This is a genomic window from Sphingomonas sp. BLHR8 (assembly GCF_056821725.1).
In genome coordinates this window covers 89558-104360 of the sequence record NZ_JBPDIM010000001.1, presented here as the reverse complement: position 1 = coordinate 104360, position 14803 = coordinate 89558, and the positions used below count along the sequence as shown (strand labels likewise).

Genomic DNA, 14803 nt, shown 5'->3' with positions numbered 1-14803 from the left:
GGGATCACCAGCCGCCGACGAGCATCCCGCTGCGCCCGTCAGGCGCGTCGCGCGCCAGCAGTCGTCGGGCCTCGAACGATCCCGGCAGGCGCCAGCCGCGCGTCGCACCGGCGGAGAAGCCGAAGCGCGCATAATATTCGGGATCCCCGACCATCATCAGCGGTGGTGTGTCCGCAGCCTTCGCCGCCGCAATCAGCGCACGCATCAGGGCGGTGCCGAGGCCGCGCCCCTGCATTGCCGGGGCGACCGCCACCGGACCAACCAGCACGAGCGGCGTGACGCTCGCGCCGTCGCCGGCCAAGCGCACGGGCCAGCTTTGCAGGCTGGCGACTAGATCCGCACCGTGCATTGCGGCGAAGGAGAGGTCGGGCAGCCACGCCAGTCCAGCGCGCACGCGATACACCGCGCGCGTCCGCCGATCGACGCCGAACGCCGCATCCAGCAGCGCCTCGACCTCATGCGGCGCGGCGTGTTCCAGGGAAGTGATCTCGACCAGCGCGCACCCCACCGCTAAAGGCGCTCGCGCTTAGGGAGCGCGGGACAGCTTGTCACGCGCGCGGACAGGAAAGAATGCGCCCGCTCGTGACCGATCGCGAAGACCACCTGCTGCTCGAGGTGCGCGACCTCGAGGTCGACGTGCTCACCGGCATTTATTCCGAGGAGACGCACCTTCCCCAACCGCTGCGGATCGACGTAACCGCCGAGCTCGCGGTGGCCGACCATTATGCGCCCACGACGCCGCTGAGCGCGTCCAAGAACTATATGGACCTTCACCACGCGGTGATGACATCGCTGCCGGCGGAGGGGCATTTCACGCTGGTCGAGGCGGTCGCCGACCATATCATCGACACGCTGTTCATGCAGGACGACCGCGTCATGTCGGTGGAGGTCCGGATCGTGAAGCTCGCCATCGCCACCGCGCGCGAGCGCATCGGCATCCGCCTCAAAAGGTACCGCCGGTGAGCAAGCCCCGCCCCGTCGCGCTCGTCACCGGGTCGGTGCAGCGCGTCGGCGCGGCGATTGCCGCAACGCTTGCGCGGGCCGGCTGGACGGTGGCGCTGCACGCGCGGCACCAGCATGATCTGGACCCCGCTCTGGTCGCCGCACTCGCCGACGCGGGCCAGTCGCCACAGCTGTTCCTCGCCGACCTCGCCGAGCCGGATGGGCCGGATCGGCTGTTCGATGCGGTGAGCGAAGGGCTGGGCACGCCCCGCTTGGTCGTCAACAACGCCTCGATATTCGCGGAGGATGAGGTGTCCCGGCTCGAAGCGGAGACGTTGACCCAGACGCTGGCCGTCAACACTATCGCGCCGGTGCTGCTCGCCCGGCGCCTTGCTGGGCGGGGCGGCAGCGCGGTGGTCAACATCCTCGACCAGCGTGTGGCGATGCCGGTGCCCGACCAGATCGGCTACACCATCTCCAAACAGGCGTTGTGGCAGGCGACCCGCACGTTGGCGGTGGCGCTCGCCCCGCATGTGCGGGTGAACGCGGTCGCGCCGGGCGTCACCCTCCCCGCGCATAACTATGAGGAGGGACGCATGGAGCGGCTGGTCGCGCACATGCCGCTCGAGCGCCTCTCGACGCCGCAGGGGATCGCCGACGCTGTCCTGTACCTCGCGCGCGCCGAGGAAGTCAGCGGACAGACGATCTGCGTCGATGGCGGCGCCAACCTGCGCGGCTATCCGCGCGATTTCGCCTACCTCTGACGCGCGGCGCTATTTGATCAGCCCGATCTCCCGCAGCCGCTGCTGCAGATAGTCGTCGGCGAGGATCGGTTCGGGGTAGCGGTTCGGATGTTCGGCATCGATGCAGCCGGGCAACGTCGCGATCGGGAAGTCCGAGCGCAGGTGCAGGAAGAACGGCATCGAGTAGCGGCTGTGGCTGGCGCGTGCGCCGTCCGGGTTGCGCACGCGGTGCGTCGTCGACGGCAGCCGATGGTTGGTCAGCCGCTGCAGCATGTCACCGACGTTGACCGCGAGCGCGCCTTCCGGCGGGCTCACCGGCAGCCAGCTGCCGTCGGGCTCGAGGATTTCGAGCCCCGCCTCCTCCGCGCCGAGCAGCAGGGTGATGAGGTTGATGTCCTCATGCGCCTCCGCGCGGATGCCGACCGCTCCACCCTCGACCGGGGGGTAGTGGAGCAGGCGCAGCACGCTGTTGCCGTCGCGCGTCGGCTCCACGAACCAGTCGGGATCGAGGTCGAGGTAGCGCGCGATCGCCGCCAGCAGGCGCGCGCCGACGCGGTCGAATTCGGCGAACATCGCTTCCAGCGTTTCGCGGAAACCGTTCACCTCGCTTGGCCAGACATTGTTGGGCTGCTGCCCGCTGAGCGGATGGCCGGCGGGCAGGTCTCGGCCGACGTGCCAGAATTCCTTGAGGTCGACGACCTCCGCCCCCTTGGCGATCTCCGTCCCGAACGGGGTGTAGCCCCGCGCGCCGCCGGTGCCCGGGATGTGATATTTGCGCTTGGTCGCGTCATCGAGCGCGAAATAGGCCTTGGTCATCGCCCAGGCGCGATCGACGAGCGCCGGATCGAGCCCGTGATCCTTCACCATCGCAAAGCCATAGGTGGAAAAGCTGCTCCCGAACGCCTGCGCGAAGGTGGCGTCGTCCATCCCGTCGAGCGACAGAACGGGGACGGCGCGCACCGCGTCTGCGCCTTCAACAGAGTTCATCGCGACATCGGTCATGGTCAGGGGTTCCCTGTCGACGCGCCGCGAGGCAAGAGCGGCGCGTGAACGTCACGACCCCTAACGCCCGGTTCGCCCGGCGCAAGCATCGCGCGATGACCGGCCTGGTCGGGCTCGCGCTGGCGCTTAGCGCGTGCAGCGGCGCGCCGGCGACGGAAGCCGAACCTGTGCCTGAGCCGCGGCGCGCAGCGGCTGCGCGCCCGCCCCGCCCCGCCCCGCCGCGGGCGCAGGAACCGGCCAATGTCGTCGCCGCGCTGGCGCTGCCGGAGTTCGCCACGATCAACCGCCTGCTGCGTGACAGCGGCGAGGGCGCGAGCCTTTCTCGCATGGCCCAGGCAACGTTGCTCGCCCCGCGCGATACCGCCTTCGCGCAAATGGACGAAGCGCAACGTCGCGCGCTGGCGGCGGCATCCGGCCCGGCCGCCGCGATCGCGATGCGCCGGCTGTCGTTCGACCGCACCTGGCGCGCCGACGAACTCAAGAGCGCAATCCGCGCCGCCGGGACAATGCCCTTCGTCCTGAGCAACCGGGCGGGCGAGAACGTAACGATCGCCCTCGACGGACCGCTGCTGCGCGTCACCCTCGCGGACGGTTCGACCGCGACGATGGGGGATACGCATATCCAGACGCGCAACGGCGCGACCTACGTCCTCGACCATTGGGTCGGGCCCTTGCCGGGGGTGGCGGCGGCGGCCGGGGCCGCGTCTGCAACCGGCGTTCCAGGCAATATGGGGAGGCAATGACCGTGGCCCACTGGCTCATGAAATCGGAACCCGACGCCTACAGCTGGGACGATCTGGTGCGCGAAGGGCACGGGATGTGGGACGGGGTGCGCAGCCACGCCGCCGCGCGCAACCTGCGCGACATGGCGGTCGGCGACGAAGCCTTTTTCTATCACAGCGTGATCGGCAAGGAGGTCGTCGGCGTGATGCGCATCGTCGAAGCGGCCTTTGCAGACCCGACCGCCGGCGACGGCAGCCCCTGGGTCGCCGTGCGGGTCGAACCCGTGGCGCGGCTGTGTCAGCCGGTCACGCTCGCGACGATCAAGGCCGACCCGGCGATGGCGGATAACAAGCTCGTGCGACAGTCGCGCTTGTCGGTCGTCCCCTTCACCGACGAGGAGTGGGCCCACGTCCTCGCGCTAGGCAAAGGTGTGGCAGTGGCGCGCAAATAGTCCATTTCGGACCGCGCTCCGCGGGAACGCGCGTCAACCCGGTTCAATCTGGCGATATCGTGACCGCTTCCCGCTCTTCCCAACGCGCCGGATCCGGTTAGTCACCGGCTTGGCGCGTGCGTGGACCAAACGTCGCCAAAGGGGACCAATATGCTGCAAGATGGGGCGACGACCGCTGCCAATCCATTTCTGAACCGAGCAGGGGCGCCGTCGGTGCGAAGCGCGTCGCTGACGCTGTGGGCCGACGGCGACGGAACGCTCGTCGCGGACGTCGCTGCGGGGCTTGGCATCGCCTTCAACCAACATCCCGTCGATCAGGCTGCGTATGGGCCGGTCGGCGATGTCGCGTGGCTCGATCTCGATCGCACGTCGCATTCCGATCTGGCGACAGTCGCTGCCCGCCAGCTCGAAGAAGCGCTGCCGTTGTGTGTCAGTTGCCCGATCGAACGTCTCGATGACGTCTATGCCGCGTTCGACGCGTCCGATGACGTGAGCCTGCTCGTCGATCCATCGCCTGTCGAGATCGAGATCGTGCTGGCGGACCGGCTCCGCGTGGCGCGCGGTGTCGTCCATTCGGTCGAAGCGCAGGATCGCGACCGCGAGATCCGCAGCCTGCAGGACGAAGTGCAGCGCATCTCGCGCATGCTCGCCCGGATGAGCATGGACCCCTCGCCCCCTCCCATGCCCGCGCGCAGTGCAGCGCCGCCATCCCCCTTCATCGAGGACTGTCAGGTCGAAAGCCCATCGCGCGCTTACGAGGGACAGGACGAAGCCCACGCTCGCGCCACGGTGACGCCGGGCGATGTCCGGCTGGTGATCCGGCAGCGCCGCATGCGCGATGAACTGTTCGACAGCGCGCTGTTTGCGGACCCCGCGTGGGACATGCTGCTCGACCTCTATGCCGCAAAGCTCGACCGGCTGCGCGTGTCGGTGTCGTCGCTGTGCATTGCCGCCGCCGTCCCTGCCACGACCGCGCTGCGGTGGATCAAGACGCTGACCGATTCCGGGCTGTTCGTGCGGCAAAGCGATCCGCTCGACGGACGACGCATCTATGTTGCGCTGTCCGATGGCGCGACCGACGCGATGCACCGATATTTCGCGCGCCTGCACGACGCGCGCCTGACAATCTGACGCAGGGCTTGCCCGCCCGCGCAGCGCCCGGCAAAGGGGGCGGCGCGGGCGGTTAGCTCAGTTGGTAGAGCATCTCGTTTACACCGAGAGGGTCGGCGGTTCGAGCCCGTCACCGCCCACCAGAATCGCTGAGCAGCTCCCCACACTAATGTTTGTAGGACTGTCCGCCGTCGATCGTTATGACGGCGCCGTTGATGAACCCGCTTTCCCCGGACAGCAGGAACGCAACCAGCGCTGCGACTTCCTCCGGCTTGCCGAAGCGCTTCATTGGGTTGGGTTCGACGAAGTCCTTGCCGACCTCTTCCCAATCGTCGCCACCCATCTGCCGGAGCGATCCTTCGACCATCGGAGTCATGATCGCGCCCGGCGCGATGGCGTTGATCTGAATGCCAAACTGCCCGTATTCGATCGCGCTGTTGCGCGTAAGGCCAACGACGCCGTGCTTGCTCGCGGCGTAGCCTGACTGATTGCCGACCCCGCGGAGTAATCAAACTCGAACAACTCTTTGGGGAAGCCGTAGAAGTCGTGGATTGTCCGAGGCCGGGGCATCGCGGTCACGGCGTGCGCCGAGACCACGAGGATTGCCCGGGGACGGGGGAGCCGTTTCCCGAATGAGCGCCACGAACTGGTGTAGCCGTTCGTCTCCAAACTATTCATCGGGCTCCCATGGCCGATGAACAGCGCGGGCATCCGGGTCATGGGGCTACTCCTTGAATTTTGCAGCGACCGCCGGTCGGCGACTTATCCTGAAGTCCGGGCAATCCATTGGGCGAAGGCTTCGATGAAGCTTTGGAAGAACTTTTCCGTCCCGTCGTTCTTCAGCCGACCGGCTTCGTCGAACAGGTCGAACCCGTTTCCGACATAGGCTTCGGGCTGCTGGAGCACGGGCATGTCGAGGAAGACCAGCGACTGGCGCAGGTGATGGTTGGCGCCGAAACCGCTGATCCCGCCCGGCGATATGGACATCACGGCCGCCGGCTTTTTGGACCAAGCGCTTTGGCCGTAGGGCCGCGAGCCGACGTCGATGGCGTTCTTGAGCGCCGCAGGCACCGAGCGATTGTATTCGGGGGTGACGAACAGGACCGCGTCGGCCGCCGAGAGTTGATCGCGAAACCGGGTCCAGGGCTGCGGGGGGCCCGCCGCCTCCACATCCTCGTCGTACAGCGCCAGGTCGCCGATCTCGAGAAAATCGAACTGCAGATGGTCCGGTGCGAGGCGGATGAGCTCATTCGCCGCTTTACGATTGATCGAGTCCTTGCGCAGGCTGCCGACCACGACAGCTACCTTGAATGATTTCGACATGGTACGGTCCTTTCAAAGAAATGAGTGCATGGGTGTCAGGCAGCATCGACCATGACGATTTCGCTGTCGTCGATGGCAGTCACGGTGAAGCGGTCGAGCCCGGTGATGGCGACGCCGTCGCGGGCCTGGGCCACTTCCTGGTCAATCCGGATCGCGCCGGTTGCCGGGACGAGATAGAGGTGCCGGTCTGGCGAGGTTTCGTACGTGACGCTTTCGCCGGAACGTAGGGTCGCGCCTAGGACACGGGCGTGGGCGCGGATCGGCAGAGCGTCGGTGTCTTCGGGAAATCCCGAAGCGAGCGTCACGAAGCGGCCCGCCCGCTCGTCCTTCGGAAACGGTCGAGCGCCCCATCCCGGAGCGACGCCGCGTTCGTCAGGGATGATCCAGATCTGGAACAGGCGAGTGGTGCTGTCTTCCAGGTTGAACTCGGAATGGGTCACGCCCGTCCCGGCCGACATCACCTGGACGTCGCCGGCCTCGGTGCGCCCTTCATTGCCCATGCTGTCGCGATGCGTAATCGCGCCTTCGCGAACATAGGTGATGATCTCCATGTCGCTGTGCGGGTGAGCGGGAAAGCCCGACTTGGCCGCAATGGCATCGTCGTTCCAGACGCGCAGACTGCCCCAATTGGTGCGCGCAGGATCGTGATAGCCGGCGAACGAGAAATGATGGCGGGCGTCGAGCCAGCCGTGATTGGCGGCGCCGAGCGTCTCGAATTTCCTCACCTCGATCATAGCAACCTCACAGAGTTCAATGTCTCGAACTCCAATATGGCGATTGCGCGTGGCCGGAAAACTCGGATAAAGTCGACGCTGTTGTTCGATGGAATTGAATAGTGGATATTGGTCAACCGACGCTCGACCAGTTGCGTATATTCCTGGCCGTGCACGACGAGGGCAGCTTCAATGCAGCGGCTCGCAAGCTCGGCCGGGCAGTGTCGGTTATCAGCTATGGTATCGCCGCTCTGGAAACGCAGTTGGACGTTGTCCTGTTCGATCGGCAGGGTTCGCGGCGGCCGCACTTAACGCCTTCCGGCCGTTCGCTGCTGGCCGGGGCACGGGCAGTCGTAAATGAGGCCGAAAGCCTGATTGCACGGGCGCGGAGCATCCATGCCGGGATCGAAACAGAGGTATCGATCGCGCTTGATGTGATGGTACCGCTCAAACCTGTCTCCGCCATCCTCCACGAATTTCAGCAACTCTTTCCTCTGACCGACCTGCATCTTCACGTTGAGGCTCTGGGCGCCGTTGCCGCCCATGTTATCGAACGAAGTGCCGACCTTGCCATTGCCGGCCCGGTGATCCTCGATCGTCCAGACCTCGAACGCAGGGAGATCGGTCGGATCGAACTCGTTCCGGTCGCATCGCCCAATCACCCGCTGGCGAAAGCGACGGTCATCCCGTCCGGCCAGGCGCACAATTATCTGCAACTGGTGCTGACCGATCGCTCCTCCTTCACCGAGGGTCAGGAATTCTCTGTCCTCAGCCCGCGCACATGGCGGCTCGCCGACCTGGCGGCCAAGCGACAGTTGCTCATCGGTGGGAGCGGATGGGGAAACATGCCGCGGCACTTGATCGAAGACGATCTGGCCAGCGGCCGATTGAAGATCCTCAACCTGTCCGAAGGGTCGAGCGTCGATTACCGATTGCACGCTCTCTGGCGAAAAGCGCACCTCCCCGGCCCGGCCACCTCGTGGCTCTTGGACGCGTTCGAAAACGCACTGGGGCGGCCGGATTGAAACTCTGGCTGGCCTGGTCCGGCGCGGCCGTCGCAAGCCTGATCGCGGTCGTGGTGGTCGTTCGTTTGCTGAACCCTCTCCCATCGCTCGCGGGGCGTGAGGCGACCTTTGCCGTTTCGGCAGACCAGGACGGCATCTTGGGGAGGGCGATCAAGCAAAGCATCGCCGAGCACCCAGATCAGTCCGGATTGCGGCTCCTGGCGGACGGAAGGGAAGCCTTTGCCACGCGCATGCTGCTCGCCCGCACCGCGGAGCGGAGCATCGATGCGCAATATTATATCTGGCACGACGATCTGACCGGCGGGCTGCTGTTCGACGAATTGCTGAAAGCCGCGGAGCGCGGGGTACGCGTGCGTTTGCTGCTAGACGACAACAACACGGCCGGGCTCGATCCGCTGCTGGCGAGGCTGAACGCGCATCCGAATATCGAGCTGCGTCTGTTCAATCCGTTTACCGTGCGGTCGCCGCGCCTGCTTGGCTGGGTGGCCGACTTCGGTCGCCTCAACCGGCGCATGCACAACAAATCCTTCACGGTCGACAATCATGTCACGGTGATCGGTGGCCGGAACATCGGGGACGAATATTTCGGGGCTGGCGGGGGAGCGTTGTTCGTCGATCTCGACACGCTGGCTGTCGGCCCGGTGGTGCAGGCAACGTCACGTGATTTCGATGCCTATTGGAACAGCGCCTCCTCCTACCCGGCCGAGCGGATCCTCGCTGCGGACGCCGTGCGAACACCGCTCAGACGGGCGGACCGAACCACGCCGGTCGCGCAGGCCTATCTGGAGGCGTTGCGTGAGACCGGCCTTGTAGATCAGCTTTCGAGCGGGAGGATGCCTTTGACATGGGCGCCCGTCACGCTGGTCAGCGACGACCCCAGCAAGGCGCTCGGCCGCGCCCAACGCAGCGACCTGCTCATCACGCAGCTCGAGCAAATACTTGGGGTCACTCGTGAGCGACTAGGGCTCGTATCCGGCTATTTCGTACCAACCGAGCCGTTGATTGAACGGCTTGCCACGGTGACCGGCCGAGGCGCAGCGGTGCAAGTCGTCACCAATGCCTATGAGTCCACGGACGTGCCGGTCGTCCATTCCGGCTATGCCGGCGACCGGACGGCACTACTTCGCGCTGGGGTTCGGCTTTGGGAACTCAAGAGGGAGGCTGGCGGCGTCGCGGCGAAGCGCGGCTGGCGCTCGGGCGGAAGCGGGAGTGGGTCCGACAGCAGCGGGGCAGGTTCCACGAGCGGCGTGCCGCAAGGAGGCGGCCAGGCGCTTCACGCCAAGACCTTCACCGTCGACGGGCGGCGTTTGTTCGTCGGGTCATTTAATCTGGACCCCCGCTCCGCCCAGCTGAACACCGAATTGGGCTTTGTTATCGACAGTCCCGAACTGACTGGTTTCGTCGAACAGCGCCTCCGCGCCGCCCTGCCGGGCGCGGCCTACCAGGTTCGCCTCGACGACACTGGCGAGCTCGAGTGGGTAGAACGGCGTGGTGACCGCACGGTCGTGCATAGAACCGAGCCGGGCACAACCGTCTGGAGCCGGCTGCTGGTCTCGACCCTGTCCCGGCTGCCGGTCGAGTGGTTGCTGTAGAATCGCCCAGGGGCACCCGTTGCTTTGTCTTCGCTTTGTGTTCGAGGTTTAGGAAGACGGGCAGGCCAAGAACCGAAACGGGGAACTTCGGCGCTAGTGACAGAAATCGCTTGTCATAGCGCGTCGTTCCAAACCTGATCATTCCTTCGTCGGCTCCCTGTCGGCCCGGGCCGCAGCCTCTGCAGGTGCGGCGGGTGGCGGCGCTTCGACCCAGCGGGGGCGGGTCGGCGATGCGCCGGCGCGGGTTACCACCCTCGCCCCGGCCGCCGCGAGCGCCTCGGCGCGCGGGCCCGGGCCGATTTCGAGGGCCGCGCCGGTTCGCTGGCTCGCCCACGCCGCCAAAGCCACCGCCTCTGCATGGCCGTCGGCATTGGCAGCGGGGATCGACTCCAGCTCCAGCCTCGGCGGCGTGAGGCGGACGTCCCAGCCCGTGCCCGCCTGCGCAGCCGCGCGCCGCTCAAGTTCGCGGTAAAAGGAGAGGTCGGCGCCCGCTACCGGAGCAGCCTGTGCGATGGCTCGCTGCGCCGAGCTGTCGACGAGCACCTCGTCCGGGGTCACCCCGGCGACTGCCGCGAGCGCAACGCGCACACCATCAGCCTTGAGGCTGCGCGCGGCCGCGCCATCGCTTTTGGCGAGCGCCGTCTCGACCTGCTCCAGCGCTGCGGCACTGGCGACCCGCAGCTGGGTGAGATCGACCATCACCTCCCGCCCCCACTCACGCTCGAGCTCCGCCTTCACGACGTCCGGGTCGACCCGCTCCGCCTGCGCGGTCAGCACGGTTGCGCGAACCGCGGCCGCATCGCCATCGCGCGAGACGGCGAGGTCGGAGACGCGCGTGCGTGGGCCAAACGCCGCCTTGATCGCGCGATCGGCCTGCGCCTGCGCGCGCTCGGTCCAGGCGATGCGCGACAGACCGAGCGCGAGGGGCGTCGCGAGCACGGCGAAGGTGGCGAGGATGCCAATCCCCTGCCAGCGCGCCGAAGGCGTATCGCTGCTGCGAAATCCGTAGATACGCGCAACGATCGTCGTGACGAGCGAGATGGCGACAAAGTTCGTCGCGAACAGCAGCGCCGCTCCGCCCGCCACGGACCAGCGCTGCGTTGCAAGGCCAAAGCCCACGACGGCCAGCGGCGGCATCAGCGCGGTGGCGATCGCGACGCCGATCATCCGCCCCTGCTGCCCTTTGACCACCGCATAGGCGCCCGCGACGCCGCCGAGCAGAGCGATGACAAGATCGAGCAACGTCGGCTGGGTGCGGGCGGCGATTTCGCTTGTCACGCCGTCGAGGGGCGAGGCCCAGCCGATCAGCGCGGTAACGGCGATCGATAGGGCAACGCCGATCAGCAAAGTGGAGCCGGCTCGGCGAATGAAGCGCGTGTCGCCGACACAGATGCCGAATCCCAGACCCATGATGGGGTCCATCAACGGGGCAATGAGCATGGCACCGATCACCACCGCCACGCTGTTCTGGATCAGGCCGAGCACGGCGATCCCCGCCGCGGCCACGGTCATCAGGACGAAGCGGCCGGTCAGGCGACTGTCGCTCGCGACCTTGGCGAGGACGTCGCTGCGGTCGAGCTGACGCTGCGAGCGGTCCCACCGCCGACGGAAGAACCACCACCAGCGGTTGAGCGTGCCGGCGCTCTCCTGAGCCTCGCTACTCAAGGTGCAGTCGAGCCGCTCGATTCGGCGGGTACCGTTCTCAACGGCGCCGATGTCCGGTCTGGCATGTTAAAGTAGATCGCGAGGACAAGGGCCGCCGCGAGCCCGCCGAACAGAAGGATCCCGTTCCAGCCACGCATCGCCTGCCGCGGCGGACGCGTCGTGTCGTAAGGGACCGGGTCGCGCATGCGACCGACCGCGCTGCGCTCGCGCCCATCCAGGTCGATCCGCAGCGTCGCGCGGTCGTCGCCGAGCTCCGCCAGCTCGACGGTGACCGGCTGCCCGCGATCGAGCCGGCGCCGCACCAGTTCGCGATGCGCGTCGAGCGCGCCGAGATCGACGTTGCGCGCGCTGAGAACGCGCACCGCATGCGGGTCGTCGGCCTGCTTGTCCGAAACGAAGCTCACCGCTTCACCGACTGCCCCCTTCGCGAGCTCCGACCGCGCCGCGGCGTCGAGCGCGAGATCGGCGTAGATGAGCGTGTCCGCGCCCGGCGAGGCGCCCTGTTCGTCACCGACCCCGTTGTCCATTGCTCTCCCCCCCGTCGCCTGCTTACGCCGCGAGTTTGCGAAGCACGTAGTGCAGGATGCCGCCGTGGCGGAAATATTCGAGCTCGTTCTCGGTATCGATGCGGCACAGCGCCGGGAAGCTGAAGCTCGTGCCGTCGGCGCGCGTCACTTCAACCTCAACCCGCTGGCGCGGCTTCAGATCGGCGACGCCGCGGATGGTGAAGCTGTCGTCGCCGGTGAGGCCGAGCGTCTGCCGCGTCGCGCCGTCGACGAACTGCAGCGGCAACACGCCCATGCCGACGAGGTTCGAACGATGGATGCGTTCGAAGCTTTCGACGATCACCGCCTTGACGCCGAGCAGCCGCGTGCCCTTCGCCGCCCAATCGCGCGAGGAGCCGGTGCCATATTCCTTGCCCGCCACGACCACGAGCGGCGTGCCGTCGTCGCGATGCTTCATCGCCGCATCGTAGATCGGCATGACTTCGCTGCCGTAGCGGCTCATGCCTCCTTCGACGCCAGGCACCATCTCGTTCCGTATGCGGATGTTGGCGAACGTGCCGCGCATCATCACCTCATGATGCCCGCGGCGCGCGCCGTAGCTGTTAAAGTCCGCGCGCGCGACCTGATGCTCGGTCAGCCACTGGCCCGCCGGGCTGTCGAGCTTGATCGAGCCCGCCGGCGAAATGTGGTCGGTGGTGATGCTGTCGCCCAGGATGGCGAGCGGCTTGGCGCCGATGATGTCGCTCACCGCTTCGGGGGTCATCGTCATGCCCTCGAAATAGGGCGGATTGGCGATGTAGGTCGAGCCCGCCCGCCAGCTATAGGTGTCGGACCCCTCGACCTCGATCGCGCGCCAATGTTCGTCACCCTGATAGACGTTGGCGTAGCGGGCTTGGAACATGCCGCGGTCGATCGCCGCGGTCATCGTGTCGTGGACCTCCTGGTTGGTAGGCCAGATGTCGCGGAGGTACACGGGCTGCCCGTCGCTGCCGATGCCGATTGGCGTCGCGACCATGTCGGTCACTACCGTGCCCTTGAGCGCATAAGCGACCACCAACGGCGGCGAGGCGAGGAAGTTCGCGCGCACGTCAGGGCTGACGCGCCCTTCGAAATTGCGGTTCCCCGACAGCACCGACGCGGCGACGAGGTTGTTTTCGTTGATCGCTTTGCTGATCGGCTCGGCGAGCGGACCGGAATTGCCGATGCAGGTGGTGCAGCCATAGCCGACGAGGTCGAAGCCGATCGCATCGAGGTGCGGCTGCAGCCCAGCCTTGACGAGATAGTCGGTGACGACCTGCGACCCCGGCGCGAGGCTCGTCTTGACCCACGGCTTGGGCTTCAGGCCGCGTTCGTTGGCCTTCTTTGCCACTAGCCCCGCGGCGACCATCACGCCCGGGTTGGAGGTGTTGGTGCAGCTGGTGATCGCCGCGATGACGACGTCTCCATCGCCCACGTCATGATCGGTGCCCGTGACGGCGACGCGGTTGCTGCGGTCGCGCTGGTAGGTCGCGTGGAGGTCGTTGCAGAAGGTCTCGTCCACCTCGGTCAGGGCAACCTTGTCCTGCGGGCGCTTCGGCCCGGCGAGGCTCGGCACCACCGTCCCCATGTCCAGCTCGAGCGTGTCGGTGAAGACCGGGTCTTCCATGTCGGCGTGGCGCCACAGTCCCTGCGCCTTGGCATAGGCTTCGACAAGCGCGATCTGCTGCTCTTCGCGGCCGGTCAGGCGGAGATAGTCGATGGTCTTGTCGTCGATGCCGAAGAAGCCGCAGGTCGCGCCATATTCGGGCGCCATATTGGCCAGCGTTGCGCGGTCGCTGAGCGTCAGCGCGTCGAGACCCGGGCCGTAATATTCGACGAAGCGCCCGACGACGCCCTTGGCGCGCAGCATCTGCGTGACGGTCAGCACGAGGTCGGTCGCGGTCACGCCTTCCTTTAATGCGCCGGTCAGCTTGAAGCCGACCACTTCGGGAATGAGCATGCTCACCGGCTGGCCGAGCATCGCCGCCTCCGCCTCGATCCCGCCGACGCCCCAGCCGAGCACGCCGAGGCCGTTGACCATCGTCGTGTGGCTGTCGGTGCCGACGCAGGTGTCGGGGTAGGCAAGCGTGCGGCCGCTCTCGTCCTCATGCGTCCACACCGACTGCGCGATATGTTCGAGGTTAACCTGGTGGCAGATGCCCGTCCCCGGCGGCACCGCGTTGAACTTGTCGAGGCTTTTCGAACCCCATTTGAGGAAGTCGTAGCGTTCGAGATTGCGCTGATACTCGATCTCGACGTTGCGCTCGAACGCTTTGGGGTGGCCGAACTCGTCGACCATCACGCTGTGGTCGATGACGAGGTGCACGGGGACGAGCGGGTTGATTTTCGACGTATCGCCGCCGAGCCGCGCAATCGCGTCGCGCATCGCGGCTAGGTCGACGACGCATGGCACGCCGGTGAAATCCTGGAGCAGCACGCGCGCCGGGCGATACTGGATCTCCTGGCCGGTGACGGGATCGTCCGCCCAGTTCATCAGCGCCGAAATATGATCGGTCGAAACGGTGAACCCGTCGTCCTCGAAGCGCAGCAGGTTTTCGAGCAGCACCTTCAGCGAAAAAGGCAGCCGCGCCGGGTCGCCGCCCAGCGCGCTCGCTGCCTTGTCGATGCTGTAATAATCGTAGGTGCGGCCGCCCACCTCGAGCGTCGATCGCGCGCCGAGCTTGTCCTGCGGGGTGGCGGTCATGGGCGTATCCTCTTCGCTCGAATGGGGGAGATGCCTCCGGCCCTAATCCAACATGGCGAAGAGGAAAAGGCGGGGTGGCACCCCGCCCGCCGTTGGATCAGCCGACGGACTGCGTCCCGCCGGCAAAGATCAGGAACATGGCGATCGCCGCCAGCACGATCGAAATGCCGAGCACCCAACGCATTACGCCGAGCTTGCGACCGCCGCTCGCTTCGGTCGTGGTGACCCGTACTTCATCCCCGCGCTGTTCCATTTATCGTCTCCCTTGGTGCCCCAACGCCCCTCG

At 66.6% G+C, this 14803-nt stretch carries 15 protein-coding genes, 1 tRNA gene and 1 pseudogene; 8 read left to right on the top strand and 9 right to left on the bottom strand.

Annotation, left to right across the window (positions count from 1 at the left end; translation table 11 throughout):
• Positions 1–4 precede the first annotated feature (4 nt).
• Positions 5–508 (bottom strand): GNAT family N-acetyltransferase, encoded by a 504-nt coding sequence (locus ACRYJK_RS00555; protein WP_482665651.1) that lies wholly within the window; start codon positions 506–508, stop codon positions 5–7.
• Between the two features lie 74 nt (positions 509–582).
• Here ACRYJK_RS00555 and ACRYJK_RS00550 point away from each other — a divergent pair, with 74 nt between their 5' ends.
• Together ACRYJK_RS00550 and ACRYJK_RS00545 are read left to right on the top strand one after the other, a co-directional pair.
• Positions 583–963 (top strand): dihydroneopterin aldolase, encoded by a 381-nt coding sequence (locus ACRYJK_RS00550; protein ID WP_482665650.1) that lies wholly within the window; start codon positions 583–585, stop codon positions 961–963.
• Positions 960–1706, top strand: coding sequence for an SDR family oxidoreductase (locus ACRYJK_RS00545; protein WP_482665649.1), 747 nt, complete (start codon positions 960–962; stop codon positions 1704–1706). Before ACRYJK_RS00550 ends, ACRYJK_RS00545 begins: the two co-directional genes overlap by 4 nt.
• A gap of 9 nt (positions 1707–1715) precedes the next feature.
• On the opposite strand, the gene ACRYJK_RS00540 is transcribed toward ACRYJK_RS00545, so the two are convergent.
• The gene (locus ACRYJK_RS00540; protein ID WP_482665648.1) at positions 1716–2687 is read right to left on the bottom strand and encodes an isopenicillin N synthase family dioxygenase; all 972 of its coding nucleotides are present in this window, start codon (positions 2685–2687) and stop codon (positions 1716–1718) included.
• 44 nt (positions 2688–2731) lie between these two features.
• Between ACRYJK_RS00540 and ACRYJK_RS00535 the strand changes: the two genes are divergently transcribed.
• The 4 genes from ACRYJK_RS00535 to ACRYJK_RS00520 all read left to right on the top strand — a co-directional run bounded on the left by ACRYJK_RS00535 (position 2732) and on the right by ACRYJK_RS00520 (position 5114).
• A complete protein-coding gene (locus tag ACRYJK_RS00535) occupies positions 2732–3430 on the top strand; it encodes a fasciclin domain-containing protein (RefSeq protein ID WP_482665647.1) in 699 nt (232 codons plus the stop codon).
• A 17-nt stretch (positions 3431–3447) separates the two neighbouring features.
• Positions 3448–3861: an EVE domain-containing protein gene (locus ACRYJK_RS00530; RefSeq protein ID WP_482665646.1), complete on the top strand. Its 414-nt coding sequence runs from the start codon at positions 3448–3450 to the stop codon at positions 3859–3861.
• A 150-nt stretch (positions 3862–4011) separates the two neighbouring features.
• On the top strand, positions 4012–4992 hold the full coding sequence (locus ACRYJK_RS00525) for a MarR family transcriptional regulator (RefSeq protein WP_482665645.1): 981 nt from the start codon (positions 4012–4014) through the stop codon (positions 4990–4992).
• 46 nt (positions 4993–5038) lie between these two features.
• Positions 5039–5114 (top strand) — tRNA-Val (locus tag ACRYJK_RS00520).
• Between the two features lie 23 nt (positions 5115–5137).
• Here ACRYJK_RS00520 and ACRYJK_RS00515 read toward each other — a convergent pair.
• The 3 genes and pseudogenes from ACRYJK_RS00515 to ACRYJK_RS00505 form a co-directional block, all read right to left on the bottom strand.
• Positions 5138–5413, bottom strand: a pseudogene (locus tag ACRYJK_RS00515) (SDR family oxidoreductase); the annotation flags it as partial.
• 320 nt (positions 5414–5733) lie between these two features.
• A complete protein-coding gene (locus tag ACRYJK_RS00510; protein WP_482665644.1) occupies positions 5734–6267 on the bottom strand; it encodes an NADPH-dependent FMN reductase in 534 nt (177 codons plus the stop codon).
• 62 nt (positions 6268–6329) lie between these two features.
• Positions 6330–7028, bottom strand: a complete 699-nt coding sequence (locus ACRYJK_RS00505; protein ID WP_482665643.1) for a pirin family protein — start codon at positions 7026–7028, stop codon at positions 6330–6332.
• Positions 7029–7129: 101 nt separating this feature from the next.
• Here ACRYJK_RS00505 and ACRYJK_RS00500 point away from each other — a divergent pair, with 101 nt between their 5' ends.
• Together ACRYJK_RS00500 and ACRYJK_RS00495 are read left to right on the top strand one after the other, a co-directional pair.
• On the top strand, positions 7130–8032 hold the full coding sequence (locus ACRYJK_RS00500; protein ID WP_482665642.1) for a LysR family transcriptional regulator: 903 nt from the start codon (positions 7130–7132) through the stop codon (positions 8030–8032).
• Complete coding sequence (locus ACRYJK_RS00495) at positions 7987–9624, top strand: phospholipase D family protein (RefSeq protein WP_482665641.1); 1638 nt, start codon at positions 7987–7989, stop codon at positions 9622–9624. Before ACRYJK_RS00500 ends, ACRYJK_RS00495 begins: the two co-directional genes overlap by 46 nt.
• A gap of 138 nt (positions 9625–9762) precedes the next feature.
• Here the strand turns inward: ACRYJK_RS00495 and ACRYJK_RS00490 are convergent, their stop codons facing one another.
• The 4 genes from ACRYJK_RS00490 to ACRYJK_RS00475 form a co-directional block, all read right to left on the bottom strand.
• Complete coding sequence (locus tag ACRYJK_RS00490; RefSeq protein WP_482665640.1) at positions 9763–11289, bottom strand: TIGR00341 family protein; 1527 nt, start codon at positions 11287–11289, stop codon at positions 9763–9765.
• Entirely contained in the window at positions 11286–11816 is a 531-nt protein-coding gene (locus ACRYJK_RS00485; RefSeq protein ID WP_482665639.1) for a hypothetical protein, read from the bottom strand. Before ACRYJK_RS00485 ends, ACRYJK_RS00490 begins: the two co-directional genes overlap by 4 nt.
• Before the next feature lie 22 nt (positions 11817–11838).
• Complete coding sequence (acnA, locus tag ACRYJK_RS00480; RefSeq protein ID WP_482665638.1) at positions 11839–14517, bottom strand: aconitate hydratase AcnA; 2679 nt, start codon at positions 14515–14517, stop codon at positions 11839–11841.
• Positions 14518–14614: 97 nt separating this feature from the next.
• The gene (locus ACRYJK_RS00475; protein WP_482665637.1) at positions 14615–14770 is read right to left on the bottom strand and encodes a hypothetical protein; all 156 of its coding nucleotides are present in this window, start codon (positions 14768–14770) and stop codon (positions 14615–14617) included.
• Between the last annotated feature and the right edge of the window lie 33 nt (positions 14771–14803).

Excerpts from the sequence above, each read along its gene's own strand:
- ACRYJK_RS00540 (WP_482665648.1), bottom strand. The coding sequence starts at position 2,687 with ATGACCGATGTCGCGATGAACTCTGTTGAAGGCGCAGACGCGGTGCGC.
- ACRYJK_RS00530 (WP_482665646.1), top strand. The coding sequence starts at position 3,448 with ATGAAATCGGAACCCGACGCCTACAGCTGGGACGATCTGGTGCGCGAA.
- ACRYJK_RS00525 (WP_482665645.1), top strand. The coding sequence starts at position 4,012 with ATGCTGCAAGATGGGGCGACGACCGCTGCCAATCCATTTCTGAACCGA.
- ACRYJK_RS00505 (WP_482665643.1), bottom strand. The coding sequence starts at position 7,028 with ATGATCGAGGTGAGGAAATTCGAGACGCTCGGCGCCGCCAATCACGGC.
- ACRYJK_RS00485 (WP_482665639.1), bottom strand. The coding sequence starts at position 11,816 with ATGGACAACGGGGTCGGTGACGAACAGGGCGCCTCGCCGGGCGCGGAC.
- acnA (WP_482665638.1), bottom strand. The coding sequence starts at position 14,517 with ATGACCGCCACCCCGCAGGACAAGCTCGGCGCGCGATCGACGCTCGAG.
- ACRYJK_RS00475 (WP_482665637.1), bottom strand. The coding sequence starts at position 14,770 with ATGGAACAGCGCGGGGATGAAGTACGGGTCACCACGACCGAAGCGAGC.